Raw genomic sequence first — 23,548 nt, forward strand, 5'->3', positions numbered from 1 at the left:
TTCACGGACCGGCGCACTCCGGCCCGTGAACCGGTGCTGACACCCCGTCAGCTGTGTGTCAACCGGATACCAACCGGCTGCCAACGGATTCGCGCCGGCTACGTACCGGCTACGTACCGGCTGCGTACCAGATGTGCGCCGGATCCGCACCGGATACCCGACGGATACCACCAGGAGTTCGAGATGTCGCAGAACGTGCAGCAGGGCGCCCCCGAGCGGACCATCGACCACGCGGCCGCCGTCGAGCGGTACCTGGCGGCGTGGAACGCCACCGAGGAGGGCGCGCGGGACAAGGCCGTCGCCGCGGCCTTCACCGAGGAGGCCACCTACACCGACCCGCTGGCCGACGTCGCCGGCCAGGGCGGGCTCGCGGCGTTGATCGCCGGGGCGCACCAGCAGTTCCCGGGCTTCGTGTTCCGGCCGCTGGGCGCGGTGGACGGGCACCACGACATCGCGCGGTTCGGCTGGGAGCTGGTCGGGCCGGACGGGGCGGCGCCGGTCGCCGGGTTCGACGTGGTGCGGCTGGCCGAGGACGGCCGGATCGCGTCGGTGCTCGGCTTCCTGGACCGCGTACCGGCGGCCTGAAGCGCCCCTACCCGGCCACTTCGCGCAGATGCGCGGCCGTTTCGGGGTCGGCGGGCAGGAACGCCTCCAGCGCCAGCTCCGAAACGGTCACGTCCATCGGTGTGTTGAAGGTGGCGATGGTGGAGAGGAAGGACAGCACCGTGCCGCGGTGCTCGATCACCAGCGGCAGGGCGAACGGCGGATGTTCGCCCGCGGCCGCGGGCTCCCGCCCGCCGTCCGGCAGCGGGTAGGAGCGGAGCTCGTCGTGCAGCGCGCGCAGCGGCGCCGACCTCATCAGCGCCAACTGCCGGTCCAGTTGGGCGAAGAGATGCTCCCGCCACTCCAGGAAGTTGCGGATGCGGGGGGCCATGCCGCGCGGGTGGAGGGTGAGCCGCAGGGCGTTGACCGGCGGCCGGAGCAGTTCCGGATCGACGCCGTCCAGCAGCACGCCGATGCCCTGGTTGGTCGCCTGCACGTGATACATCCCGTCGACCACCAAGGCGGGGTACGGGTCGTAGCCGGCCAGCAGTCGCTCCATGCCGGCCCGGAGCGCGGACATCGACGGGTCGTCCAGCGGGGTCTCCGGGAACGCGGGGGCGTAACCGGCCGCGATCAGCAGGGCGTTGCGTTCGCGGACCGGTACGTCGAGGTGTTCGGCCAGCCGCAGCACCATCTCCTGGCTCGGGCGGGAGCGGCCGGTCTCGATGAAGCTGATGTGGCGGGCCGAGGAGTCGGCGCGCAGTGCCAGTTCCAGCTGGCTGATCCGGAGCCGGTCGCGCCATTCCCGCAACAGGGTGCCCACACCCGTGGTTTCCGGCGCGGACGCCGTGGCAGTCGTCATGAGGGCGACGGTAGCCGACCTGCCAGGCGTTACCTGCGGTAACTTTGCCGTTCGGCGGCCGGACGCAACGGCCCGCGGCGCACCGGCCGCCCCACCGGTCCCTGGTGGCCGGACGCGGAACCGCCCCCGGCATGCCAGGCTGGAACTGCCGCAACCCCAGCGGCGGTGACCGGCACACGGCGGGAGGCGTCATGAACGCGCAGGTGGAACCACTCGACGACGCGGAGATCGAGGACCGCCTCATCGATCTCCCCGGCTGGACGGTCGACAGCGAGCGGCTCAACCGCAGCTACCGCTTCGACCGGCACTTCCAGGCCGCCGCGATGGTCATCCACATCGCTCAGATCCAGGAGGAGTTGGGCCACCACGCCGACCTGACCCTCGGCTACAACCAGCTCACCGTCGCGGTCAACACCCACAGCATCGGCGGCCGGATCACCCACCTCGACTTCGGCCTGGCCCGCCGCATCGAGGAGATCGCCGCGGGCCACGGCGCCCGCTGACCGGCCCGCAGTCAGCTCGGACGGCGCGGTCTGACGACCCGCCCGGCCCGCGCCAACTCCACGTTGAACTGCGCACCGGACAGCAGCGACAGGTTGGAGAACCACAGCCAGATCAGGAACACCACCGGCCCGGCCAGCGACCCGTACAACCGGTTGAAGGTGCCGACGTACGACGCGTAGAACGCGAAGCCCGCCGACGACACCAGCCACAGCAACACCGCCAGCACCCCGCCAGGCCCGGCCCGCCGCACGCCGCGGGAATGCGGCGGCCCGGACCGGAACAGCACCATCGCCAGCACGGTCGCCAACACCAACAACAGCGGCCACTGGAGCACGTTCCACAGCGTCTCGCCCACCTCGCCGAACCCCAGCGCCTGGCCCAGCGCGGTCGCGACCGGACCACTGACCAGCAGCGCCACCGCACTGCAGATCAGCAGCGCCATCAGCAGCAGCGCGGTCACGATGATCCGCGGCGCCTTCCGCCACGGCGGCCGGTCGTCCTTCGTCCGGTGCATCGCGTGCAGCGCCCGCCGGAACACCGCCAGATAACTGCACGACGACCACAGCGCACTGACCGCCGCACCGCCCACCACCACCCAGGCAGCGGTGCGCTGGTGCGCCATCACCACCAGGGCGTGCCGGACCGTCACCCCCGACTCGGCCGGCGCGATCGAGCTGAGCCGGTTGATCAACTGCTCGGTACCGGCCGGATCGGCCAGCCCGATCAGCGAGACGGTGAGGATCGCCGACGGCAGCAGCGCCAGCACCGAGTAGTACGTCAGGCTCGCCGCGTAGTCCGTTACGTCGTCGTGCCAGACGGATAGCGGCGTCCGGCGCAGCGCCGTGCGGTACCGCCGCCAGCGCGACCGGCCGGCCGGTCGCTGAGGCCCGGTCCGCACCGGGGCCGTGGACGGTGCGGCCTCAGCCCCCATGCCGGACCTCCGCCGCCCCGGCCCGCCGCCGCCCGACCCCCGCCATACCGCTCCCGCCCATGTCGCATCCGTCCTCTGTGCCCTACTGGTCCGGCATCGTCCCGGTCCCCGGTCCTGCATCATGCCCCGGCGCGGCGGCCGCCAGCGAGGCGAGGGCCGCCCGGTCGCCCGGCGGGCACCGCCCGCGGCCACGTCAGCCGAACGGCAGGGCCTGCCACGGGGACGCCGGATCCTGCGTCAGCACCCGGTGGAGGTGCGCCGCCTCCGCGTACGCCGGCCCGAACCAGCCGTTGTCGAACGCCAGCGCCCGCCCCAGCGCGTAGCCCGCGGCGAACTCCTCCCACGAGCCGTAGACCTCCGCGGCCCGGCCCGCCACCCGCGTCACCGCCTGCTCGGCCTGCGGCGGCGCGCACAGCTGCGCGCCCAGGCCCCAGCGGACCAGACCCACCGCGTGCGCCAGGTCCAGCGCGGCCAGCGACCCCACCCGGCCCTCGGCCGGCAGCAGCCCGTCCGTCCGGAACCGCTCCTCGTACCGGTCCACCAGCTCCGGGACCGCGGGCGCCACACCACCGTCGGCCGGTGCGTCCCCGGCGGACCCCGTACCGGACTTCCCGGCGCGGGCGCGCAGCGCCGCCTCGATCTCCGCCGGCACGAACTGCCCGCCGAGCAACTGGTCGAACCGCTGCTGCCAGCTCACCGGATCGACCACCGACCACTGCGCGCGCAACGTCTCCGCATCCGTCGAGTAATCCAGGAACGCCGTCCCCAACTCGTTCCAGGGCACGCTGTGGTGCACCGCGAGCGGCGCCCCGCAGGCCAGTCCCTGCGCCACCGGACCGTGCAGCGGCCCTCCGTAGTGGGTGACCAGCAGTCCGCCCGGCCGCACCCCCACCTGCGCCCGCATCCGCAGCCAGCCGGCGCGGTGGGCGGGCGTCGCCACCAGGTACGAGGCGAACGGGGTGCCCGGATTGATCGCCAGCCGCCACTTGTCGTTGGGCCAGTCCTGGGCCAGCTCCTCGACCGAGACCCGGTCGAAAAACCGCTGCGGCTCCCAGGGCGGCAGCATGCCGCGCGTCAGCACGGGAATGCACTTACCGCCCGTCACCGGATCGTCGTAGACGGGCAGTGGTTCCTGCCCCTGCTGCGGCACCGCCAGATACAGATCCTCACCGGCGATCGCCGCGACCTGTCCGTCCTCGTCCCTACGTGCCGTTGCCTCGTAAAGCCGCCGCTCGGTCTCCGTCGGCGGCATCCATCCCGGAGTACCCACAGGCCAAGACCCTACGGTGACCCCGCCCCCGGCCGGAACCAGGGGCCGCGGCCGGGCCGCCGGACCGCCCGGCCGCTTGCCGGAGCCCACCCCGTATCGGAGGCTCGATGCCATGAGCAGTCACGACCACCCCGTGCCCGGGTACCTGCACCGCGCCGCCGACCAGGACGGCGGCGCCATCGACTGGGCGGTGCTCGGCCCGCACCTCGAACGGGGCGCCGCGATCCAGACGCCGCTCTACGAGCAGGCCGCCGCCTGGCTCCGCGCACTGCTCGCCCCCGACGGCCCCGACGGTGGCCCGGCCGGCACGGTGACCGTCCGCCGCATCCTGGACGTCGGCAGCGGCCCCGGCGTCGTCAGCTGCCTGCTGGCCCGGGCCTTCCCGGACGCCGAGGTGTGCGTGGTGGACGCCACCGAGGCCCTGCTGGCCCGGGCCCGGGCCCGCGCCGGGCGGCTCGGGCTGGCCGACCGGATCCACACCCACTGCGCCGAGGTCCCGCAGGGCCTCGACTCGCTCGGCGGCGCCGACGTCATCTGGTCGAGCAAGGCGCTGCACCACATCGGGGACCAGCGCGGCGCGGTGGCCGCCCTCGCCGGGCACCTACGGCCCGGCGGCCTGCTCGCGGTCTGCGAAGGCGGCCTCGCCCCGCGGTTCCTGCCGCGCGACATCGGCATCGGCCGCCCGGGACTCCAGGCCCGGCTGGACGCGGCCGCCGAGGAGTGGTTCACCGACATGCGCGCCGCCCTGCCCGACGCCACCGACACCCTGGAGGACTGGCCCGCCTTCCTGGCCAACGCCGGCCTGCGCACGCCGCGCACCCGCAGCTTCCTGCTGGACCTGCCGGCGCCGCTCGCCGACGACGTCCGGCACTACATCCAGGCCAATCTCAGCCGCGCCACCGAGCACTACGGCGACCAACTGGACCCCGACGACCTGAGCACCCTCACCCGACTCACCGACCCCCACGACCCCGCCGGCATCACCCGCCGCCCGGACGTCTTCCTGCTCTCCGCGCAGACCGTGCACACCGCCCGCGCGCAGGAGCCGTAGCGCCGGCAGTCAGCCGCCCGGTCAGCCGTGCTTGGTGGCGTATGAGCAGACCTCCACCACCAGCGTCGGCGACGGGAAGGTCACCGTGCCGGCGGTCGGTGGCGGTGCCGGTGTGGGCGTGGGCGTCGGAGTCGGCGACGGTGTGGGCGGGCAGTGACGGCGGGACGGCGAGCCCGGGCCGCCGCCGTGCGGCCACGCGGCGGGTGACGGCTTCACCCGCGCCCCCTCGCCCCGGCCGCCCGCCGGCTCGGTGAACATCAGCGTCCCCACACCCCCGGCCACCACCAGCACCGCCCATACGGCAACCATCCACCGCTTGGTCCGCCCCGACATCGCCAACTCCCCCCAGCTTCCGCGTCCGCGCACACCACGGGACGCCTCGTACCGCCGCTCGGACGCCCCCGACGGGCGAACGCCCCGGAATCCGAACGTGCGAACGCATGAGCGCGTCTGCCCGGATGGTATGCCGACCGCCCCCGAGTGTCCGCGAGATCACCGAACCCGACCCGGCGGCGGCCCCGAAACCGCCTGACGCACCCTCAACTACGGCCAGCCACAGCCCAGTTGCCGCACCGGCTCAGCCGCCTGCACAACGCCGAATCGACATCACACACCGAAGGCGACGGCGAAGACGACGACGAAGGCGGCGAAGAAGACCGGGCGACCGTTGCCGCCCCGCCGGCGAGAGGGTCGCCCCGCCGGCGGGACGGCCGTCCCGCCGCCTCACTCCATCGGCTTCGGGTGGATCATCGCGAAGACCGCGCCCTGCGGGTCGGTCACCACGGCCATCCGGCCGGCGATCATGTCGAACGGTTCCATGATCGCGCTGCCGCCGGCCGCGGTGACCTTGGCGACCGCCGCATCGGTGTCCGCCACCGCGAAGTACGTCAGCCAGTGCGAGGGCGTATCGGCCGGCAGGTGCTCCGGCATCGGCTGCATGCCGCCCACGGGACGGCCGTCCACCTGGAGCGCGTAGTAGTGCGCGGCGCCCTCCATCGCGGTGGATTCGATGCCGAAGGCCGCGCGGTAGAAGGCGGAAGCGGCGGACCGGTCGGTGGTGCTGAGCTCGTTCCAGATCAGCGCGCCGGTCTCGTTGACGACCCCGGCGCCGGGGAAGTCCAGCGGCTGCCAGACGCCGAAGACCGCCCCGGTCGGGTCGGCGGCGATGAACATCCGGCCGAGGGACATCACGTCCATGACGGGCATCAGCACGGTGCCGCCGGCGGACGCCACCGAACGCTGGCTGGCCTCCGCGTCGGCGCTGGTCAGATAGGTGGTCCAGACGGTCGGCGGGGCGGGTTGGTCGCCCATCGCGACCGCGGCCATGATGCCGGCCACGGGCTTCCCGTTCAGCTGGCAGACCGCATAACCGCCGGTCTCCGGAGGGCCGATCTCCCCGGTCCAGCCGAGGAGGCCGGAGTAGAAGTCGATGGCGGCCTTCTGGTCGGGGGCCGCGAGATCGATCCAGCAGGGCGTCCCGGGTGCGTAGGGAGTGGTGACGTCGGGCATCGGTGCCTCCTCGGAGCGGAGTGGTAGCTGCCCAGCGGCAGCCGCCCCCGGCGGCCGGTTCCGCTGTGGCCGCCCCTTTCCACATTTGCCGCCACCCGCCGACCCCGCCACTCGGGGGCCGGGTCCCGGCCCCCGCTCCGTCGGGCCGGCATGCCGGCCACCGCCCGGCCACCTGGGCCGCCCCGGGCATACGGCGGCGCGCCGCCCGCCCCCGACGGGACGGACGGCGCCACACCGCACCACGCACGCGACACCGGGCCAGGCCCCGGGCCGGACACCCGGGGGAGGCGCCCCGGGCCGCGCCGCGATCGAGCCTCAGGCCACGTCGAACGAGGCCGGGTCGGGGCCGAGGCGGGTGCCGGAGTCCAGGCCGGCCAGCGCCGCCAGGTCGGCGTCGTCCAGCTCGAAGCCGAAGACGTCGAAGTTCTCCCGGATCCGCGACGGGGTGGCGGACTTGGGGATGACCACATTGCCGAGCTGGAGGTGCCAGCGCAGGACCACCTGGGCCGGGGTCCTGCCGTGCTTCGCGGCGATCTTGGCGATCGCCGCGTCCTCCAGCAGACCCCTGCCCTGGCCCAGCGGCGACCAGGCTTCGGTCGCGATGCCGTGCCGGGCGTGGACGGCGCGGGACTCGGCCTGCTGGAGCTGCGGGTGCAGCTCGATCTGGTTGACCGCCGGGACGATGGACGTCTCGCCGAGCAGCCGCTCCAGGTGGGCGGGGAGGAAGTTGGAGACGCCGATGGCCTTGGCGCGGCCGTCCGCGTAGATCTTCTCGAACGCCTTGTACGTGTCGACGTAGGTGTCGCGGGAGGGCAGCGGCCAGTGGATGAGGTACAGGTCGACGTACTCCAGCCCGAGCTTGGCGAGCGAGGCGTCGAACGCGCGCAGGGTGGAGTCGTAGCCCTGCTCGGAATTCCAGAGCTTGGTGGTGACGAAGAGTTCCTCGCGCGGGATGTCGGAGGCGGCGAGGGCCTTGCCGGTGCCTTCTTCGTTGCCGTAGATCGCCGCGGTGTCGATGCTGCGGTATCCGGCCTCAAGGGCGTGGCCGATGGCGGCGAACGCCTCGTCGTCGGGGATCTGCCAGACACCGAAACCGAGCTGGGGCATCGTGACGTCGTTGTTGAGCGTGATGGACGGAACCGTGCTCACGGGGGATTCGATCCTTTACGTCGGCTTTCGTGTTCTGGGAGGACAACGATCATCCGTCCCCGGACATTCCCGCGCACGCCGACGAACCCGCTGGTTCACCCGCGCGCCCGACCGGCGCTCCCTTCGGGTGTCGGCTCACCCCCGGTACAGCGCGTCCACCTCCGCCGCGTAAGCCGTCTCGATCGCCTTGCGCTTGAGCTTGAGCGAGGGGGTCAGCAGGCCGTGCTCCTCGGAGAACTGGTTGGCCAGTATCCGGAACGTGCGGATCGACTCGGCCTGCGAGACCAGCGTGTTCGCGGCGACCACGGCGCGCCGGATCTCGGTCTCCAGATCGGGGTCGCGCACCAGGTCGTGCGGCGGCATCTCCGGCTTGCCGCGCATCGCCAGCCAGTGGGCGATCGCCTCCGGGTCCAGGGTGACCAGCGCCGAGATGAACGGCCGGTCGTTGCCGACGACGATGCACTGGGCGACCAGCGGATGCGCCCGCACCCGTTCCTCCAGCGGCACCGGCGAGACCGACTTGCCACCCGAGGTGACCAGGATTTCCTTCTTCCGGCCGGTGATCGTCAGATAGCCGTCCTCGTCCACCGAACCGAGGTCCCCGGTGGCGAACCAGCCGTCGTGCAGCACCGCATCGGTGGCCTTGGCGTTGTTGTGGTAGCCCTGGAAGATCTGGCCACCGTAGAGCCAGATCTCGCCGTCCTCGGCAATGTGGATGGTGGTGCCGGGGACCGGCGTGCCGACGGTGCCGAAGCGGGTCCGCTCCGGCGGGTTCGCGGTGGCCGCCGCGGTGCTCTCGGTCAGGCCGTAGCCCTCGAAGATCCGCACGCCGGCGCCGGCGAAGAACAGGCCCAGCCGGCGTTCCATGGCCGAGCCGCCGGACATGGCGTGCCGCACCCGGCCGCCCATCGCTTCGCGGACCTTGCTGTAGACCAGCTTGTCGAACACCTGGTGCTGCAACCGCAGCGCGGCGCTGGGGCCGGAGGCGGTGCCGAACGCCTTGTGCTCCATCGCCTCCGCATGGCGGACCGCGACCTCGACCGCCTTGTCGAACGGGCCGGCCTTGCCCTCGGTCTCCGCCCGCCGCCGGGCCGCGGCGAACACCTTCTCGAAGATGTACGGCACCGCCAGGATGAAGGTGGGGCGGAACGCCTGGAGGTCCGGGAGGAGCGCACGGGCGGAGAGTTCCGGCTGGTGGCCGAGCTTGACCCGGCCGCGGACCGCCGCGACCTGCACCATCCGGCCGAAGACGTGCGCCAGCGGCAGGAAGAGCAGGGTCGCCGCCTCGTCGCCGGGCTTGGAGCGGAAGACCTTGTCGTACCGGAGCACGATGTTGTCGGCCTCGGCCATGAAGTTGGCGTGGGTGATCACGCAGCCCTTGGGGCGGCCGGTGGTGCCCGAGGTGTAGATGATCGTCGCGACGGCTTCCGGGGTGACCGCCATCCGGTGCCGCCGCACCACCTCGTCGTCGATGTGCGCGCCGGCCGCGGTCAGTTCGGCCACCGGGTCGGCGTCCAGCTGCCACAGCTTCCGCAGCTGGGGGAGCCTGCCGATGACCGAGCCGACGGTCATCGCGTGGTCCTCGTGCTCCACCAGGCAGGCCGACACCTCGGCGTTGTGCAGCATCCAGAAGACCTGCTCCGCCGACGACGTGGGGTACAGCGGGACGGACTGGGCGCCGATCGACCACAGCGCGTAGTCGAAGAGCGTCCACTCGTAGCGGGTGCGGGACATGATGCCGACCCGGTCGCCGAACCGGACGCCCTGGGCGAGGAGGCCCTTGGCGAGCCCGGTGACCTCGTCGCGGAACTGCCCGGCGGTGACGTTCTGCCACTGCCCGGCGGCGTCCTTACGTGCCAGCGCGGTCCGTCCGGGGTCGGATTCCGCGTTGTCGTACACCGAGTCGGCCAGCCCGCCGACCCGGGGCGCGGTCGCCAAAGGGGGCACGGTGAACTCGCGCAATGACCCAGCTCCTCGTGGTGCTTCTCACAAGGCCGCGACCGTACCCCACGGGGACGGCGGGTGGGAGTGCGGTACCACGCCGCGGCGCCGGGGCAACCGGAACCGGCCAGGCCGGGAAATCGGGTTACTTGGGGTAACCGCGGACATTACCCAGTCGATGCGTGGCCGGACGAACACCGTGCCGGGACCGGATCTGCACCGAATCTCTGCATCTGTCACCACGTCAGAGCACGTCGGAGGGATATCCCGAGGCACTGCAACGATCCGCGGGAGGTTCCCGGGAGATCCCGGGAGATCCCCGGCCGTCTCCGGGAGACCCGCCGACGCCGCCCAGAGGGGTGCGACGGACCCACGCGGTACGGCGGATTCCGCCCAGGACTCGACCACGAGCCTCCGCATCGGCCATGAGCCTCCGGACCGGCCCGCGGGCCGGGGCGCCTACGGGAGGTGCAGCCGATCGCCGCCCGCCAGGATCGCCTCGGCCAGCGCCTCCGCCGGGCCGCGCGCCGCCCCCGCCCGCTCCGCGTGCAGCAGCACGAAATCCACCCCGCCCAGCTCCGGCAGCCCGGCCCGGGACGGTATCCGCACCAGGCCCGGCGGGATCATCCCGCGCGTGTGCGCCATCACGCCCAGCCCCGCCCGGGTCGCCGCGATCAGCCCGTTCAGGCTTCCGCTGGTGCAGGCGATCCGCCATTCCCGGCCCTGCCGCTCCAGCGCTTCCAGGGCCCGCGCCCGGGTCACCGCGGGTGGCGGGAAAACGACCAGCGGAACCGGCCGCTGCGGATCCAGCCGCAGCCGCTCACCCCCCACCCACACCAGCCGGTCCCGCCACACCAGCCGCCCCTGCCGACCCTCCGGCCGCCGCTTGGCCAGGACGAGATCCAGCCGACCCGCCGCCAGCAACTCGTGCAGGGTGCCGGACAGTTCCACGGTCAGTTCCAGGTCCACCTCGGGGTGGTCCCGCCGGAACCCCTCCAGCACCTCCGGCATCCGCGTCAGCACGAAGTCCTCGGACGCGCCGAAGCGCAGCCGCCCGCGCAGCCGGGTCCCGGCGAAGAAGCTCGCCGCCCGCTCGTTGGCCTCCAGGATGGTGCGCGCGAAGCCGAGCATCGCCTCGCCGTCCTCGGTGAGCTCCACGGCATGGGTGTCCCGCGCGAACAACCGCCGCCCGGCGGCCTCCTCCAGCTTCCGCACGTGCTGGCTCACCGTGGACTGGCGCAGCCCCAGCCGGTGCGCGGCCTGGGTGAAACTCAGCGTCTGCGCCACGGCCAGGAAGGTGCGCAGCTGCGCGGGCTCGAACACGGACGACACCTCCTCACGTGAGGTCGCGGGCTATCGCACTTCATGATGGCAGTCACCACAGTAAGAGGGGTTCCCGATTGCCGTTCGGCCCGGCAGTCTGGAGAGGGCACCGTCCATGCCACCGTCCGTGAGCCGTCGAACCCGAAGAGAGACCATGCGCCGCCCTGTGTTCCGCCTGCCCTCCTGGCTCCCCTTGGACGGTTACCTCCTCGCGTTGCTCGGCACGGTCGGGCTGGCCGCCCTGCTGCCGGCCCGCGGCGCCGCCGCCACCGTCGCCGACGGCGCCTCCACCGGGGCCGTCGCCCTGCTGTTCTTCCTCTACGGGGCCAGGCTCTCCACCCAGGAGGCGATGGACGGGCTGCGCCACTGGCGCCTCCATCTGACCACTCTGGCCTGTACGTTCCTGGTCTTCCCGGTGCTCGGCCTGGCCGCCCGCGGCCTGGTTCCCCTGGTGCTCCCGCCCGCCCTGTACACCGGCCTGCTGTTCCTGTGCCTGGTGCCGTCGACGGTCCAGTCCTCCATCGCCTTCACCTCCATCGCCCGCGGCAACGTGGCGGCGGCGATCTGCGCCGGCTCGTTCTCCAGCATCGTCGGGATCGTCATCACCCCGCTGCTGGCGGGACTGGTGCTGCCCGGCAACGGCGGCGGCTTCTCCGTGCACTCCCTGGTGTCGATCGTCTGCCAGCTGCTGCTCCCGTTCCTCGCGGGGCAGTTGTTGCGGCGCTGGGTCAGCGGGTTCCTCACCCGGTACAAGAAGGTCCTCGGGTACGTCGACCGCGGCTCGATCCTGCTGGTCGTCTACGCCGCGTTCAGCGCCGGCATGGTGCAGGGCATCTGGCACCAGGTCTCCCCGCTGCGGTTGCTGTGCCTGCTGGGCGTGGAGGCGGCGCTGCTGGCGGTCATGCTGACGGCCACCTCGTACGGCTCGAAGAAGCTGGGATTCCCGCGCGCCGACCGGATCGCGATCACCTTCGCCGGCTCCAAGAAGAGCCTGGCCGCCGGTCTTCCGATGGCCAGCGTCCTCTTCGGCGCCCAGGCGGGGCTGGCGGTGCTGCCGCTGATGCTGTTCCACCAGATGCAGCTGATGGTGTGTGCGGTGCTCGCCAAGCGGTACGCGGCGCAGCTGGACGCCGACGGGCAGCCGGTGGCCGGGCCCGGTGGCTCCGGACCCGACCGGTCCGGTCAGCGGCCGCCGTCCACCCGGTCCAGCGGGAGCCCGAGCACCAGCGGGCCGGCCACCGAGGCGTTGCCGGCGCGCACGCGGGAGAGTTCGGCGTCGGTCAGGGCCCGGCGGTAGACGCGGACCTGGGCCAGCGCACCGGTGAACTGGGCCCGGCCGTCCGGCCGCTGGCCCAGGTGCACGCCGAACACCGAGGTGCTGCTGACCGATCCGGGGACGTCGGCGGTGGTGGCGGTCGCGGTGCCGTCGACGGTCAGCAGCAGCCGGCCGCCGGTGCGGCGCAATGCCACGTGGTGCCAGTTCCCGTCGTTGTCGGCGCTGCCGGTGGCGACCTGGGCGGTGGCCGGCGGCCGGGCGCCGGCCACGGCCGTGAGGTGCGCGGTGATCCGGCCGTGCGCGGGGTCGCCCTCGACCGCGACCTGTGGGGAGCGGCTGCCCACCCCGCCCATCCACAGCAGCGGTTGTTCGCCGGTGGTGGCGCGGTAGCGGAACCACAGGGTGCAGGTGAAGTCCCGGCTGCCCAGCGGGAGCGAGTCGCGGTAGGGGAGGCGCACGGCGTCGTCGGTGCCGTCGAAGGAGAGCGCGCGGCCGAAGGGGCCGTCGGTGAGCCGGGCGCCACCGAGGACCAGGGCCGGCCGGGCGCCGCGGGCCAGGTCGGGGGTGGTCGGGTCCGGGCCGCGGCGCGGGCCGAGCCACTGCTCGGTGAAGCGGGCGAAGCGGATCTCCTCCCGGGCGTCGGCTGCACCGCCCTCGTAGAGCAGACCGGTGACGGTGGGGGAGACGGCGACCAGGTCGGAGTAGCCGGACCAGTCGGCGGTTACCTTGGCGCCCCGGTCCACGCCCTCCCAGGTGCGGCCCTCGTCGTAGGAGGAGCGGATGGTCATGGTGCGGCGGCGGTCGGGGTCGGCGGGGGCGGCGAGCAGGGTGCGGCTGCGGCCGCCGGCGCCGGACGAGCGCGGCAGGCGCAGCGCCGACGCCTGCACCATCGGGGCGTAGAGGTCGGGGATCGCGCGGAACGGGGCGGTGAAGGAGTCCCCGCCGTCCCGGCTGACCGCGGCGGTGCGGTTGCCGAGGTCGGTGCCGTCCTGTTCGCGGCCGTTGACGTAGATCGAGCCGTCGGCGCGTTCCAGGAGCGTCATCTCGGACGGCTTCTGGCGGAAGGTGCCGTCCTGTGCGAGCGGCCAGCTGTCCAGCGCGCCCACCTTCCAGGTGGTGCCGCCGTCGTCGCTGTGGACGAGGGCGGCGTGGTTGGCGGTGATCCGGTTGCCCGCGTAGCTCTCGGCATTGACGCCGAAGACCAGGCGTCCCGCATGCCGCCCGTGGGTGAGCTGGATGCCGTGCACGGGGCCGGTGGCGTACCAGGAGTTCCACTGCCGGGGGCGGAGGCTGCGGGTCAGGTCGCGGGGCGCTGACCAGGTGGCGCCGTCGTCGTCGCTGTATTGGAGGTGCGGGGTGCGGTCGCAGGGGACGTCACAACTGAGGCCGTCGGCGCGGCCCTTGTTGTAGGTCTCGGCGAGGACGATCCGGCCGGTGCGGCGGTCGACGAGGGGCGCCGGGTTGCCGTGGGTGTCCCCGTTGCCGTGGTTGACGACCTGGAGGGGTCCCCAGGTCCGGCCGCCGTCGGTGGAGCGCTTGACGACGAGGTCGATGTCGCCGGCGTCCCCGCAGTCGTGTACCCGGCCCTCGGCGAAGGCGAGGAGGGTGCCCCGGACGGTCCGCACGATGGCGGGTATACGGAAGCAGAAGTAGCCCTTCTCGTAGGCCGCTTTGAAGAGGACCTGCTGGTCGAAGCCGCCTGAAGGGGCGTCAGTGGCGGCCCGGGCGGGGGCGGTCGCCAGGGCGGCGAGTGCGGTGGCGGTCAGCGCGGCGGCGGCTGCCGGGGCGCGGCGGCGCCGGGGTCTGCGGCGGGGGCGGGGGTGCGCGCGGAGATCTGACGTCATGGTCCGGCCTGCCCTTCGAGGCATCGGGTCGGGTCATCAGGACATCCAACGTCCTATGTGCAGATGGGACGGAAGCTACTGCCGTGCGGGGGGTGCGACAAGGAGCCTGCGTCGGTTCTCCGTGCCCGGCCCGGAATTCACTCTCCCGGGCCGGGGGCGCTGCGCCGTGTGCGCCACCTGGGGCCGGTGGGGCGACCGGGTGCGACCGGGCCGCACCCTTGGCGCATCACGGCCGCAGCACCACCTTCCCGAGGTTGGCCCGCGCCTCGATGATCTCGTGCGCCTGCGCGGCGTCGGCCAGCGGCAGTTCGGCATGGACCACGGTCCGCAGCCGGCCGGCCCCGGCCAGCTCCCACAGCTGCGCCCGGTGCTGCTCGTACCGCTCCCGGTGGACGGTGGCGAAGCGTCGCATGGTCAGCCCGGTGATGGTCTTCGCGCCGGCCAGCAGCTCATGCGCGGGGACCGTGCCGCCACCGGAGTTGAAGAAGATCAGCCGCCCGCCGGGCGCGAGGGCGGCCAGCGCGCGCGGCAGCAGCTCCCCGCCCACCCCGTCCAGCACGATGTCGACCGGCTCGCCCCAGGACTCCTGGTCGTAGGTGACCACCTCGTCGGCGCCCAGCCCGTACAGGAACTCCGCCTTGGCCGGTGAGCTGACCGCGGCCACCACCCGCGGTACGCCCTGGAGCTTCGCCAGTTGGACGGCGAGGTGCCCGGTGCCGCTGGCCGCGCCGGTGATCAGCACGGACTCGGTGCCGGACGGTGCGGCGGTGCTGAGCGCGGCCAGCGCGACGTGACCGCTGCGTACCAGTGCCACCGCCCGCACCGCGCTCGCGCCGTCGGGGATGCGGCTGGCCAGGACGGCGGGGGCGAGGGCGAGTTCGCCGTAGGAGCCGGTGAAGGTGAGCGAGGTGACCCGGTCGCCGACCGCGAAGCCGGTGACGTCCGGACCCAGCGCGATGACCTCGCCCGCGATCTCGCCACCGATGACGCCGGGCAGCGGATCGCCGCCGCCCCTGCCGTCACCGCGCACCCGGCGCACCGACGGCAGGGTGACGCCGATCGCCTCGGTACGGACGAGGAGTTCGCCGGGGCCGGCGGTCGGGTCCTCGGCCTCCTCCAGGCGCAGGACTTCGGGGCCGCCGTAGGCATGGAATCGGACACGGCGCACGGGCCGTCACCTCCGGGGGAACGGACCGCACGGCGGCCGGTTTCATTGGGTGCCCCAACGATAAACAGAAACCATTGGGGCTGCCAATGGTTTTTCGTTGGTAATCCCTACGTTGGTGGAACCCATGGATTTCTGGGTACGGTGCCCCCATGGCCGACACCCCCGCCCCCTACGCCCCCAGACCGATCCGCGCCCTCCCCAGCTGGCTGCTGGGCCGCGCCGCCGCCCGCGGACACCGGCTCGTCGCCGAGGCGCTCGCCACCGAGGGCATGCGGATGATGCACCACGCCGTGCTCGCCGCGGTCGCCGAACTCGGCCCCGTCTCCCAGGCGGAGCTCGGCCGAACCGTCGGCATCGACCCCAAGGACATCGTCGCGATCGTCAACGACCTCCAGAAGGACGGGCTGGTCACGCGCACCCCCGACCCCAAGGACCGGCGGAAGAACGCCATCGAGATCTCGGCGGAGGGGGAGCGGCGCCTGCGCCGCACCCAACGGCTCGGCGACGAGGCCAACGCCGAGCTGACCGCCGCGCTCGACGACGAGGAGCGCGCGCAGCTGGTCGCCCTGCTGACCCGGATCGTGGCGCCGGGGGAGTGAGTCGGAGCGCGCGCCGGGCGGCCTCAGCCCGCGGTGGCCGCCGCGTCCAGCACCAACCGGTGCGCGCCCGCGTAGACGTTCATCGACCTCCCGCGCAGGAAGCCGACCAGCGTCAGCCCCGTCTCGACGGCGAGGTCGACGGCCAGCGAGGACGGTGCGGAGACCGCGGCCAGCACCGGTATGCCGGCCATCACGGCCTTCTGTGCCAGCTCGAACGAGGCTCGTCCGGAGACCATCAACACACCCGACGACAGCGGCAGCCGACCGTCCTGGAGCGCTCGCCCGACGATCTTGTCCACCGCGTTGTGCCGCCCCACGTCCTCGCAGACGTCGAGCAGTTCGCCGTCCGCCGTGAAGAGCGCCGCCGCGTGCAGGCCGCCGGTCCGGTCGAAGACCTGCTGGGCGCCCCGCAGCCGGTCGGGCAGGGCCGCCAGGGTCTCCGGGTCTATCCGGAGCGTGGGCTCCGGGGCGGTGTCCAGCGTCCAGCGGGCGGTGGTCCGCACCGCGTCCAGGCTGGCCTTGCCGCACAGCCCGCAGGACGACGTCGTGTAGACGTTCCGCTCCAGGGTGAGGTCCGGGACGCTGACCCCCTCGGCCAGCCGGACGTCGACGACGTTGTAGGTGTTGGAGCCGTCCGCTGTCGCCCCCGCGCAGTACACGATGGTCGCCAGCTCGTCCGCGCGGGCCAGGACGCCCTCGCTGACCAGAAAACCCGCGGCCAGCGCGAAGTCGTCACCGGGGGTCCGCATGGTGATCGCCAGTGGCTTGCCGTTCAGCCTGATCTCCATCGGCTCCTCGGCGACCAGGGTGTCCGGCCGACTGCTCACCGCACCGTCGCGGATCCGGATGACGCGGCGTCGCTCGGTGACCCGTCCCATGTCTGATCAGCCCCGGTCCTGTCTGCGGTGGTGGCCGCACTCGCCGATGTCCATTGTCCGGTACGGGCGTTCACCCGGCACCGCCGGTGCGGACCGTCCGGCAGATCACCGCGGCGGTCTGTGGAGGAGCGGGCGCGCTCAGTAGACTGTAGACGATAGCCAATTAGGGAAGGGGACCCCGATGCTGTCCAGAGGGCTGCCGCAGGGCGCCGTACCGAAGCTCGAACGCCCCGGCCCGCTCCGCGAGCGCGTCTACGAGGCATTGCTCGAACTGATCACCACCCGTGCGCTCCGCCCCGGCCAACACCTGGTCGAAAGCGAACTGGCGGGCCATCTCGGGGTCTCCCGCCAGCCGGTCCGCGAGGCGCTCCAGCGGCTCAACACCGACGGCTGGATCGATCTGCGCCCCGCCCAGGGCGCCTTCGTCCACGAGCCCACCGAGGAGGAGGCCGACCAACTGCTGACGGTCCGCACACTGCTGGAGGCCGAGGCCGCCCGGCTCGCCGCGGTCCACGCCGACCCGTCCGGCATCGCCGAACTGGAGCGCCTCTGCGAGCAGGGCGAGCGCGCCGTCCAGGACGACGATGTGGAGACCGCGGTGGCGCTCAACGCCGCGTTTCACGCCAAGGTGACCGAGCTGGCCGGCAACGCCGTGCTCGCCGAACTGGCCGCGCAGGTCGGGCGGCGGGTGCGCTGGTACTACACCCCGGTCGCCCGCAAGCGCGGCAGGCGGTCCTGGGCCGAGCACCGCGACCTGATCGCCGCGATCGCCGACGGCGACGAGGTCCGCGCCACCTCCGTGATGCGCGCGCACACCGAGCACACCCGGCGGACGTACCACGAACGCGACGGCGAGGACGCCTGACCCGGGCCGCGACCGCAGGTGGCCGATCCTCGCCCCTACCGGTCCGGGTCCCGTCCGATCCGCGAGACCAGCGGCGATGACCGGCCCCCGGCCGGGTAGGGTGCAGGCGATCACGCACCAGCTGATCACGGACGAAGCCCCTTGAACCCGACCAGAAACGGCGAGACGCACATGAGCGAAGGGACAGCACCGGCGGCCGGCGACGCGGCCTCCGTCGCGGACGAGGCGGCCCGCGAGCGGCTGCTCTACCTGCGCAGCAGCATCGACAACCTCGATGCCGCGCTGGTGCACCTGCTCGCCGAGCGGTTCAAGTGCACCCAACAGGTCGGCGAACTCAAGGCCCGGCACAGCCTGCCGCCCGCCGATCCGGCCCGCGAGGCCGCCCAGATCGCCCGCCTGCGCCGCCTGGCCGAAGAGGCCCGCCTGGACCCGGCGTTCGCCGAGAAGTTCCTCAACTTCATCATCGGAGAAGTGGTCCAACACCACCGCGCCATCGCCGACCGTGCCGTGACCAGCGGCGGGGGACAGGCCGAGGGGCCTGCCGCGGCCGCCAGCTGATCATTTGGGCGATATCCGGGAGATCGACTTCCCCATAAGTTCTTGACCCCGAGAGTGTGCCTGGCGCGCTCGAACATCTCCTGAAGCCCGTCCAGTCGCCTCTGCCACATGGCGGGGGTCGGGTGCTGGTAAGTGCAAGTGCCCTTGATGCCAAGGTACTTGCGCCTCATCCGCTCGTACGCGAGCACCGGGTGTACGCCTATCTCGGTCTGGTACGAGTCCGCGGGATGACGGCCTTTGCGCATGGCGAAGCCGGGAGCGATCGATCGGCTCCCAGGTTTCCGCGACAGCCCGCCCGCGAGCCTTCGGGCGGGATCGGCACCCGTCCGCAGCACCCGAAATGCGACGACCCCACCGGCGCCCACGGAACGGATCGCCGCACATCTCGGCCGGCCCCTGGCCCTGGCCCGTCAACATCGCCGCCAGCCGTACTCCTTACTCCCGGCCGGTGCCGCATGTGAGCTTCCGCCCGATAGGACAACGGCCCCCGCCGTCCCCCGGCGGGGAGCGTTCGCTACGCACTCCGGGCGGTCATCGGAACTGTGGCTCCGGCCTGATCGGCGGGAAGGAACTGCGCAGTCCTAAAGCAGAGACTTTTCAATGGCCTCGAAAATGTCCGAGTCGGTTTCCTTCTGCCAGTCCGGGAGATCGGGCCAGTCGGCCACGTATCCAGGCTTCGGGTTTTCGAAGTGCTTATACATCTGCGCCGTCCAACAAGTGGCGACGAAGCGCCCCTTCTGTTCGCGCGTGAGTCGCGTCGCGTTCCCATCGCTCAACGTGAGGAATTGTTGGACTTGCTCATACACGGCACCTGCCGCTTGACGCTCCCATTCAGGAGTGCCTTCCCAAGGTGTCACATAGCCCGGCTTCGGGTCTCCTGGGAGATGCTCGCGCACCCCCGCGATCCATGCCTCACGGAATACCTTCGCTCCCTCTTGCTGCGACACTTTTACCCCTTTCTCAACATATTTTGCAGGGAACCAATTTCGGTGTTGAAGGCGGCCACTCGACCGTCTCGTCCGCACCTCTGCAAATCCACCTGCAGACCTTGGAGCCGACGTGCGATATATCCCGAGCCGGATTGTTTGGCGAGCCGAAGCGCTTCACCGCCATACGCCATGACGTGCTCCACGTCATGGCGCTTTGCCCCAACTGCAGCCAGGTCTACCAGCACTGCCGCACGGCGCCGGCAGGACTGGCCTTTGGACAGCGCCCTTGATTCGAGGGCGCGCTTGAGCGTCTCCTCGGCGAGGTCCAGTCGCCCGAGTTGCACGTACCGGGCTCCCCGCTCCTCGGCGAGTCGCGAGCCATCGAACCGAAGCCATCCGCCAGTGTGGACCGGCGTAGTCAAGTCGTCTACGCGCTGCGCTTCATCAAGGGCTCTTTCGCAGGCGCCAAGGTTTTGCAGCCCGGCGTATACCTCGGCTTGCACCGAGGCAACCCAATGGCGGGTGGACAGCGTACTGTCACCACGCTTGGCAACTCGCCCCGCAACTTCCAGCGTTTCGGCGGCCGCTGCGTAACGCCTTGCATAGAGATCGACGTAGGCGTGACGAACAAGGGCGCACGCCCATAGGTCAAACGCTCGCACGTTGCTGCTCGCTGACGCAGCAAGGGCGTAGGACGCAGCTGCGTCCGTGTAGCGATTTCCGTCAAATGAGAGTTCCCCGGCGAGTTGAAACAGGTCGCCCGCGGCTTCATGCAGCCCACCCTCTAGGCCCGATTCCTTCAGCGCATCATTCAGCGCGCCGAGCTGATCTTGAACGACAGGGGTCACAGAGCTCTTAGAACGGGCCAGTTGATAAACCTGCCACAAGTGACCATTCATCAATCGGAAGTCGTCGACCGAGCGCCGGTCTGCGACCTCCGCTATCGCGTCTGCGTCGTCGGGTGCCAGTGCAGTCAAGGCGCCTGCCACCACCACGAGGCGTAGAAACTCACGTCGGATCATGTCGTCAAGTTCCTCAGAGCCGTGTCGGTCGCAAGGCGGCGACGCGGTGCACTCCTGGAAATCTGCTCGTGGCGGAGTCAGCAATGCGTCGAGTTCGGTGAGGCTCAGTTGTAGCGCTTCGGCCATCTTGGGCCGGTGCAATGCCTCAGGTGTTGTCTCTCCGCGGTCCCAGCGGCCAACCGTTGTGCGGTCGACGCCGATTACGGCGGCGAAGCGCTCCTGACTGTAACCCATGGCTTTTCGCTGTTCGGCTAGGCCCACTTCAGCCCCCTTCCCTGCTCGATCAGGGTTTTACCCATGCTGCGCAACTGTGCATCGGAGCTGCATCAAGGGTGCCGCATGGATGCGGTGGCTCGCAGCGATCCCCGGAGGTTGGCTAGGGGTGTTCGCCGGACCGGCTCCCACGGCCGTGGCCTGGCGCGTTGTCAACGGGGTCGTAAGGACAACCGAGCATCAAGTAGGAGGCGCCATGAGTGGCATGACGCTCGCCGTGTACCGAGCCGACAGGGAAGGGAACCGGGTATCGCTCCGACCGGAGAGTCGAGTGAATCCCGTGGCTCGTATCCCTTCAACGGGGATGTGGCCCCCGTGTCACTGCGTCCGGTGCGGGGGCCCGACCCGAACTTGTGCAGGCACGCGGTGACGGATCCAACGCGCTACTCCCAGGCTCCGATTGAGTTGCCCATCGACGGGTGGCTGTACGGCGTCCGCCCGGCGCCCAAGTGCCACGTCTGCACGGCCCTGAACGTCGAGCTCGACAGAGCCCTGAAGGCCCAGAACTGGAAAAGGCGTTCGAGGTGAGTCAAGAAATCCGTAGCCACCCGAGCGGGCACAGGAGGCGGCAGCGGTGAGTCCTTCGCAATTCGTCAGCCATACGTCCGACCCGGACCGCGAGCGCGAACGAGCCGGCGACGAGCTGGCGGAGGTATGGCGGGGCTACGTCCTCCCCGGAGTGACGTTCGTGCCCGCGGCCAAGGTCCCGCTCCCTCGGAGAGGCGACCAACGCGGCTCGGGACGAGGGTCTGCCGCCCGCGTTCCGCGAGGTGTTGACCAACCTCGACGCCGAGCAGGCCGGCGAAATCTCCCGCAAATACGCCACCGGCAGGGGGACCGAGTGACCACGACGAGGGACCAGTTCAACGCCCCGGACGGCCGCAGGATCGGGGCCTTAGCCCTCTTCCGCAACCCCGCCGGCTACCCCCTGATGCTCCGCAAACGCGACCGGGACGAACTCCCGTGGTGCCTTCCCGACGGGTGCGCGCCGTCGGAGGTGTGTCCGCCCTCGCGGTGCTCCACCGCAAGGTGCCGGAGGAGACCGGACTGCACGTCACTGCTGGTCTGCTGCTGATCGGGCACTACATGCCGGCCACGGTCCAGACGGCGGAGGCGTACAACCTCGTCTTCGACTGCGGCGAACTCTCCCCCGAGGCAGAACTCCGCCTGAAAGAGGGCGAGTTCAGCGGGTACGCCTTCATGTTCCCGGTCCTGCTCGCGGACTCGGCGCAACCTCACACGGTCGCGCGCACGCAGGCAGCCCTGTAGGTCCACAAGGTGGGCGGCGGCGCGGTGTTCCTGGAGAGCGCCACCCGGCCGTACGTGCCCTAGCCCCGACTCCCGTTCGACTGGCTGGCCGAGCCCGGCCGAATGGGCGCCTGACTGCTGACGGTCGCCAGGATCGCTCCGCACGTCCCCTCCCCGTGAGGTGCGGGACGTGTGGAGCGCCGGCCGCCCGGACCTTCCCGCCCTGGTCCGGGCGGCCTCCCGCCCGCCCCGGTGCCCCTTGGTGAGGACGGTCGCCGGGGCGGGCCACCAGCGCTCCCACAAGGAGGAATCCATGCCCTTACTGCCACGCTCTCTCGCCCCGCTGGGCCCGCAATTCGCCTGGCTGGAGATCACGGGATTCTGCAACCTAAGGTGCCGTCAGTGCTACGCCGACTCCTCCCCCGAGGGGACGCACGGCACGATGACGGACGGCGACTGGTTCCGCGTCATCGACGAACTCGCCGCGCTGCACGTCCGCGACGTGCAGTTCATCGGCGGGGAACCCACCCTCCACCCCTCCCTCCCCGCCTACATCACCCACGCCCGCAAGCACCGGATGCGCATCGAGGTGTTCAGCAACCTCACCCACGTCACCGACGAGGTATGGTCCGCGCTGCAACTCCCGGGCGTCCGGCTGGCATTCAGCTATTACTCCGACGACGGCGACGACCATGACGACGTGACCGAGAACCGCGGCTCCCACGACCGCACCCGCGCCAACGTCGAGAAGGCCAAGGCTCTCGGGATCCCCATGCGGGGCAGCGTGATCAACGTCCTCCAGGGCCAACGCGCGACCGAAGCCCGCCGGCACCTGCTCGACATCGGACTCCGCGATGTCCGCACGGACAAGATCAGGCCGTTCGGCCGCGGCGCCAACGGCGCCGGCCCGGACATCACCAAGCTGTGTGGCCGCTGCGGACGCAACAAGTTCGCCATCGCGCCCAACGGTGACGTGTGGCCCTGCGTCTTCGCCCGCTGGATGACCGCAGGCAACGTCCACGAGCAGAGCCTCGCCGCCATCTACAACGGCGCCGCGATGCAGGGCGCCCGCGCCGAACTCGGCCGGGCGTTCCCCGACAAGCTGCCCACCGCGAGCGACCCGAGTTGCCTACCGGACTGCAACCCGTCGTTCGACACCTGCTCGCCACAGCTCGCCTGCGCTCCGGACGCCGCGTGTGGACCGACGGACAACAGCTCCGACGACCTCGCGGAGCCGATCATGTCCCCGCACCGGTCCGTGCGGTACGACAACCCGCGGATCGCCGGTACGGACTGCTGACCCCGGCTCCACAAACAGGGGAACCTCCGGGCACCGGGGTGAGCACGGCAACGCGTGCGAGTACCGTGACATCGCTCTCGCCCCCGCCCTACGGAGAAGCCCATGAGCGCCACCTCGACCGACCTCTACCTCTCCCGCCGCGACGCATACGCCGCGTTCCTCAGCGCCGCCGACGACGAGACGGCGGTGTGCTGGCGGAAGGCCGACGGCCAGTACCCGAGCGCGGACGCAACACGGGAGGCGCAGGACGCGGCGTACGCGGCCACCCGAGACGCGTTCAACCGGATCGTGGTCGAGCCGGTCGGGCCGTACAAGGAGGCCCACGCCGTCATCGAGCAGATCCGACTCCTTGGGCGGGCCGGCACGGAAGAGCAAGACTGGGTGGCGTTCAAGAAAGCTCGGGAGGTTTTCGTGGACGCCGCCCGCGCCTGCCTCACAGAGACCCTTGGCGGCACACCGGGAGCCGGGTAGGGCTGACACCTCCCCGATCACTGCCCGGTGCGCG

The 23,548-nt window shown here is 71.6% G+C and carries 23 protein-coding genes; 10 read left to right on the forward strand and 13 right to left on the reverse strand.

All coding sequences use genetic code 11. The features are described from left to right. The first annotated feature begins 183 nt into the window (after nucleotides 1–183). Nucleotides 184–585, forward strand: coding sequence for a nuclear transport factor 2 family protein (locus ACO0M4_RS07705; RefSeq protein ID WP_430368996.1), 402 nt, complete (start codon nucleotides 184–186; stop codon nucleotides 583–585). A 7-nt stretch (nucleotides 586–592) separates the two neighbouring features. Here ACO0M4_RS07705 and ACO0M4_RS07710 read toward each other — a convergent pair whose 3' ends face one another. Beyond that, entirely contained in the window at nucleotides 593–1,405 is an 813-nt protein-coding gene (locus tag ACO0M4_RS07710; protein WP_430368997.1) for a helix-turn-helix domain-containing protein, read from the reverse strand. 191 nt (nucleotides 1,406–1,596) lie between these two features. Between ACO0M4_RS07710 and ACO0M4_RS07715 the strand changes: the two genes are divergently transcribed. Continuing rightward, nucleotides 1,597–1,908 carry a 4a-hydroxytetrahydrobiopterin dehydratase gene (locus ACO0M4_RS07715; RefSeq protein ID WP_430368998.1) on the forward strand — a complete coding sequence of 104 codons (312 nt, stop codon included), beginning with the start codon at nucleotides 1,597–1,599 and terminating at the stop codon, nucleotides 1,906–1,908. 11 nt (nucleotides 1,909–1,919) lie between these two features. Here the strand turns inward: ACO0M4_RS07715 and ACO0M4_RS07720 are convergent, their stop codons facing one another. Further along, nucleotides 1,920–2,840 carry a YihY/virulence factor BrkB family protein gene (locus ACO0M4_RS07720; RefSeq protein ID WP_430368999.1) on the reverse strand — a complete coding sequence of 307 codons (921 nt, stop codon included), beginning with the start codon at nucleotides 2,838–2,840 and terminating at the stop codon, nucleotides 1,920–1,922. 193 nt (nucleotides 2,841–3,033) lie between these two features. Then, nucleotides 3,034–4,092: a DUF1266 domain-containing protein gene (locus ACO0M4_RS07725; RefSeq protein WP_430369000.1), complete on the reverse strand. Its 1,059-nt coding sequence runs from the start codon at nucleotides 4,090–4,092 to the stop codon at nucleotides 3,034–3,036. A 130-nt stretch (nucleotides 4,093–4,222) separates the two neighbouring features. Here ACO0M4_RS07725 and ACO0M4_RS07730 point away from each other — a divergent pair, with 130 nt between their 5' ends. After that, a complete protein-coding gene (locus ACO0M4_RS07730; RefSeq protein ID WP_430369001.1) occupies nucleotides 4,223–5,161 on the forward strand; it encodes a class I SAM-dependent methyltransferase in 939 nt (312 codons plus the stop codon). Nucleotides 5,162–5,182: 21 nt separating this feature from the next. Here the strand turns inward: ACO0M4_RS07730 and ACO0M4_RS07735 are convergent, their stop codons facing one another. The 5 genes from ACO0M4_RS07735 to ACO0M4_RS07755 all read right to left on the reverse strand — a co-directional run bounded on the left by ACO0M4_RS07735 (nucleotide 5,183) and on the right by ACO0M4_RS07755 (nucleotide 11,083). Next, complete coding sequence (locus ACO0M4_RS07735; protein WP_430369002.1) at nucleotides 5,183–5,494, reverse strand: hypothetical protein; 312 nt, start codon at nucleotides 5,492–5,494, stop codon at nucleotides 5,183–5,185. A 390-nt stretch (nucleotides 5,495–5,884) separates the two neighbouring features. Continuing rightward, the gene (locus tag ACO0M4_RS07740; protein ID WP_430369003.1) at nucleotides 5,885–6,670 is read right to left on the reverse strand and encodes a VOC family protein; all 786 of its coding nucleotides are present in this window, start codon (nucleotides 6,668–6,670) and stop codon (nucleotides 5,885–5,887) included. Nucleotides 6,671–6,985: 315 nt separating this feature from the next. Continuing rightward, on the reverse strand, nucleotides 6,986–7,819 hold the full coding sequence (locus ACO0M4_RS07745) for an aldo/keto reductase (RefSeq protein WP_430369004.1): 834 nt from the start codon (nucleotides 7,817–7,819) through the stop codon (nucleotides 6,986–6,988). 135 nt (nucleotides 7,820–7,954) lie between these two features. After that, nucleotides 7,955–9,781, reverse strand: coding sequence for an AMP-dependent synthetase/ligase (locus ACO0M4_RS07750; protein WP_430369005.1), 1,827 nt, complete (start codon nucleotides 9,779–9,781; stop codon nucleotides 7,955–7,957). A 438-nt stretch (nucleotides 9,782–10,219) separates the two neighbouring features. Continuing rightward, nucleotides 10,220–11,083 (reverse strand): LysR substrate-binding domain-containing protein, encoded by an 864-nt coding sequence (locus tag ACO0M4_RS07755; RefSeq protein WP_430369006.1) that lies wholly within the window; start codon nucleotides 11,081–11,083, stop codon nucleotides 10,220–10,222. Between the two features lie 154 nt (nucleotides 11,084–11,237). Here ACO0M4_RS07755 and ACO0M4_RS07760 point away from each other — a divergent pair, with 154 nt between their 5' ends. Further along, nucleotides 11,238–12,380, forward strand: a complete 1,143-nt coding sequence (locus ACO0M4_RS07760) for a bile acid:sodium symporter family protein (protein ID WP_430369007.1) — start codon at nucleotides 11,238–11,240, stop codon at nucleotides 12,378–12,380. Here the strand turns inward: ACO0M4_RS07760 and ACO0M4_RS07765 are convergent. Both ACO0M4_RS07765 and ACO0M4_RS07770 read right to left on the reverse strand, forming a co-directional pair. After that, a complete protein-coding gene (locus tag ACO0M4_RS07765) occupies nucleotides 12,266–14,203 on the reverse strand; it encodes an exo-alpha-sialidase (RefSeq protein ID WP_430369008.1) in 1,938 nt (645 codons plus the stop codon). The genes ACO0M4_RS07760 and ACO0M4_RS07765 overlap by 115 nt on opposite strands. Before the next feature lie 226 nt (nucleotides 14,204–14,429). Further along, nucleotides 14,430–15,371 carry a quinone oxidoreductase family protein gene (locus ACO0M4_RS07770; protein WP_430369009.1) on the reverse strand — a complete coding sequence of 314 codons (942 nt, stop codon included), beginning with the start codon at nucleotides 15,369–15,371 and terminating at the stop codon, nucleotides 14,430–14,432. Nucleotides 15,372–15,520: 149 nt separating this feature from the next. Here ACO0M4_RS07770 and ACO0M4_RS07775 point away from each other — a divergent pair, with 149 nt between their 5' ends. Continuing rightward, a complete protein-coding gene (locus ACO0M4_RS07775; protein ID WP_430369010.1) occupies nucleotides 15,521–15,970 on the forward strand; it encodes a MarR family winged helix-turn-helix transcriptional regulator in 450 nt (149 codons plus the stop codon). 23 nt (nucleotides 15,971–15,993) lie between these two features. Here the strand turns inward: ACO0M4_RS07775 and fdhD are convergent, their stop codons facing one another. Next, nucleotides 15,994–16,848, reverse strand: a complete 855-nt coding sequence (fdhD, locus tag ACO0M4_RS07780; protein WP_430369011.1) for a formate dehydrogenase accessory sulfurtransferase FdhD — start codon at nucleotides 16,846–16,848, stop codon at nucleotides 15,994–15,996. Between the two features lie 181 nt (nucleotides 16,849–17,029). Between fdhD and ACO0M4_RS07785 the strand changes: the two genes are divergently transcribed. Continuing rightward, nucleotides 17,030–17,713 (forward strand): GntR family transcriptional regulator, encoded by a 684-nt coding sequence (locus ACO0M4_RS07785; protein ID WP_430369012.1) that lies wholly within the window; start codon nucleotides 17,030–17,032, stop codon nucleotides 17,711–17,713. A gap of 171 nt (nucleotides 17,714–17,884) precedes the next feature. Next, nucleotides 17,885–18,271 carry a chorismate mutase gene (locus ACO0M4_RS07790; RefSeq protein ID WP_430369013.1) on the forward strand — a complete coding sequence of 129 codons (387 nt, stop codon included), beginning with the start codon at nucleotides 17,885–17,887 and terminating at the stop codon, nucleotides 18,269–18,271. A 581-nt stretch (nucleotides 18,272–18,852) separates the two neighbouring features. Here the strand turns inward: ACO0M4_RS07790 and ACO0M4_RS07795 are convergent. Both ACO0M4_RS07795 and ACO0M4_RS07800 read right to left on the reverse strand, forming a co-directional pair. Continuing rightward, the gene (locus tag ACO0M4_RS07795; RefSeq protein WP_430369014.1) at nucleotides 18,853–19,218 is read right to left on the reverse strand and encodes a hypothetical protein; all 366 of its coding nucleotides are present in this window, start codon (nucleotides 19,216–19,218) and stop codon (nucleotides 18,853–18,855) included. A 2-nt stretch (nucleotides 19,219–19,220) separates the two neighbouring features. Further along, nucleotides 19,221–20,483 (reverse strand): helix-turn-helix transcriptional regulator, encoded by a 1,263-nt coding sequence (locus ACO0M4_RS07800; RefSeq protein ID WP_430369015.1) that lies wholly within the window; start codon nucleotides 20,481–20,483, stop codon nucleotides 19,221–19,223. Between the two features lie 1,011 nt (nucleotides 20,484–21,494). Here ACO0M4_RS07800 and ACO0M4_RS07805 point away from each other — a divergent pair. The 3 genes from ACO0M4_RS07805 to ACO0M4_RS07815 all read left to right on the forward strand — a co-directional run bounded on the left by ACO0M4_RS07805 (nucleotide 21,495) and on the right by ACO0M4_RS07815 (nucleotide 23,514). Next, nucleotides 21,495–21,764, forward strand: a complete 270-nt coding sequence (locus tag ACO0M4_RS07805; RefSeq protein ID WP_430369016.1) for a hypothetical protein — start codon at nucleotides 21,495–21,497, stop codon at nucleotides 21,762–21,764. Between the two features lie 292 nt (nucleotides 21,765–22,056). Beyond that, the gene (locus tag ACO0M4_RS07810) at nucleotides 22,057–23,043 is read left to right on the forward strand and encodes a radical SAM/SPASM domain-containing protein (RefSeq protein ID WP_430369017.1); all 987 of its coding nucleotides are present in this window, start codon (nucleotides 22,057–22,059) and stop codon (nucleotides 23,041–23,043) included. Between the two features lie 102 nt (nucleotides 23,044–23,145). Further along, nucleotides 23,146–23,514, forward strand: a complete 369-nt coding sequence (locus ACO0M4_RS07815) for a hypothetical protein (RefSeq protein ID WP_430369018.1) — start codon at nucleotides 23,146–23,148, stop codon at nucleotides 23,512–23,514. Nucleotides 23,515–23,548 lie beyond the last annotated feature (34 nt).

The organism is Streptomyces sp. RGM 3693 (genome assembly GCF_050471125.1).
In the GTDB taxonomy this organism is placed as follows: Bacteria; Actinomycetota; Actinomycetes; order Streptomycetales; family Streptomycetaceae; genus Streptomyces.

Bases quoted from the DNA above. Each gene is read 5' to 3' on its own strand.
- ACO0M4_RS07705 (WP_430368996.1), top strand. From the start codon at position 184: ATGTCGCAGAACGTGCAGCAGGGCGCCCCCGAGCGGACCATCGACCAC.
- ACO0M4_RS07710 (WP_430368997.1), bottom strand. From the start codon at position 1,405: ATGACGACTGCCACGGCGTCCGCGCCGGAAACCACGGGTGTGGGCACC.
- ACO0M4_RS07715 (WP_430368998.1), top strand. From the start codon at position 1,597: ATGAACGCGCAGGTGGAACCACTCGACGACGCGGAGATCGAGGACCGC.
- ACO0M4_RS07720 (WP_430368999.1), bottom strand. From the start codon at position 2,840: ATGGGGGCTGAGGCCGCACCGTCCACGGCCCCGGTGCGGACCGGGCCT.
- ACO0M4_RS07725 (WP_430369000.1), bottom strand. From the start codon at position 4,092: ATGCCGCCGACGGAGACCGAGCGGCGGCTTTACGAGGCAACGGCACGT.
- ACO0M4_RS07730 (WP_430369001.1), top strand. From the start codon at position 4,223: ATGAGCAGTCACGACCACCCCGTGCCCGGGTACCTGCACCGCGCCGCC.
- ACO0M4_RS07735 (WP_430369002.1), bottom strand. From the start codon at position 5,494: ATGTCGGGGCGGACCAAGCGGTGGATGGTTGCCGTATGGGCGGTGCTG.
- ACO0M4_RS07740 (WP_430369003.1), bottom strand. From the start codon at position 6,670: ATGCCCGACGTCACCACTCCCTACGCACCCGGGACGCCCTGCTGGATC.
- ACO0M4_RS07760 (WP_430369007.1), top strand. From the start codon at position 11,238: ATGCGCCGCCCTGTGTTCCGCCTGCCCTCCTGGCTCCCCTTGGACGGT.
- ACO0M4_RS07765 (WP_430369008.1), bottom strand. From the start codon at position 14,203: ATGACGTCAGATCTCCGCGCGCACCCCCGCCCCCGCCGCAGACCCCGG.
- ACO0M4_RS07775 (WP_430369010.1), top strand. From the start codon at position 15,521: ATGGCCGACACCCCCGCCCCCTACGCCCCCAGACCGATCCGCGCCCTC.
- fdhD (WP_430369011.1), bottom strand. From the start codon at position 16,848: ATGGGACGGGTCACCGAGCGACGCCGCGTCATCCGGATCCGCGACGGT.
- ACO0M4_RS07785 (WP_430369012.1), top strand. From the start codon at position 17,030: ATGCTGTCCAGAGGGCTGCCGCAGGGCGCCGTACCGAAGCTCGAACGC.
- ACO0M4_RS07790 (WP_430369013.1), top strand. From the start codon at position 17,885: ATGAGCGAAGGGACAGCACCGGCGGCCGGCGACGCGGCCTCCGTCGCG.
- ACO0M4_RS07810 (WP_430369017.1), top strand. From the start codon at position 22,057: ATGCCCTTACTGCCACGCTCTCTCGCCCCGCTGGGCCCGCAATTCGCC.
- ACO0M4_RS07815 (WP_430369018.1), top strand. From the start codon at position 23,146: ATGAGCGCCACCTCGACCGACCTCTACCTCTCCCGCCGCGACGCATAC.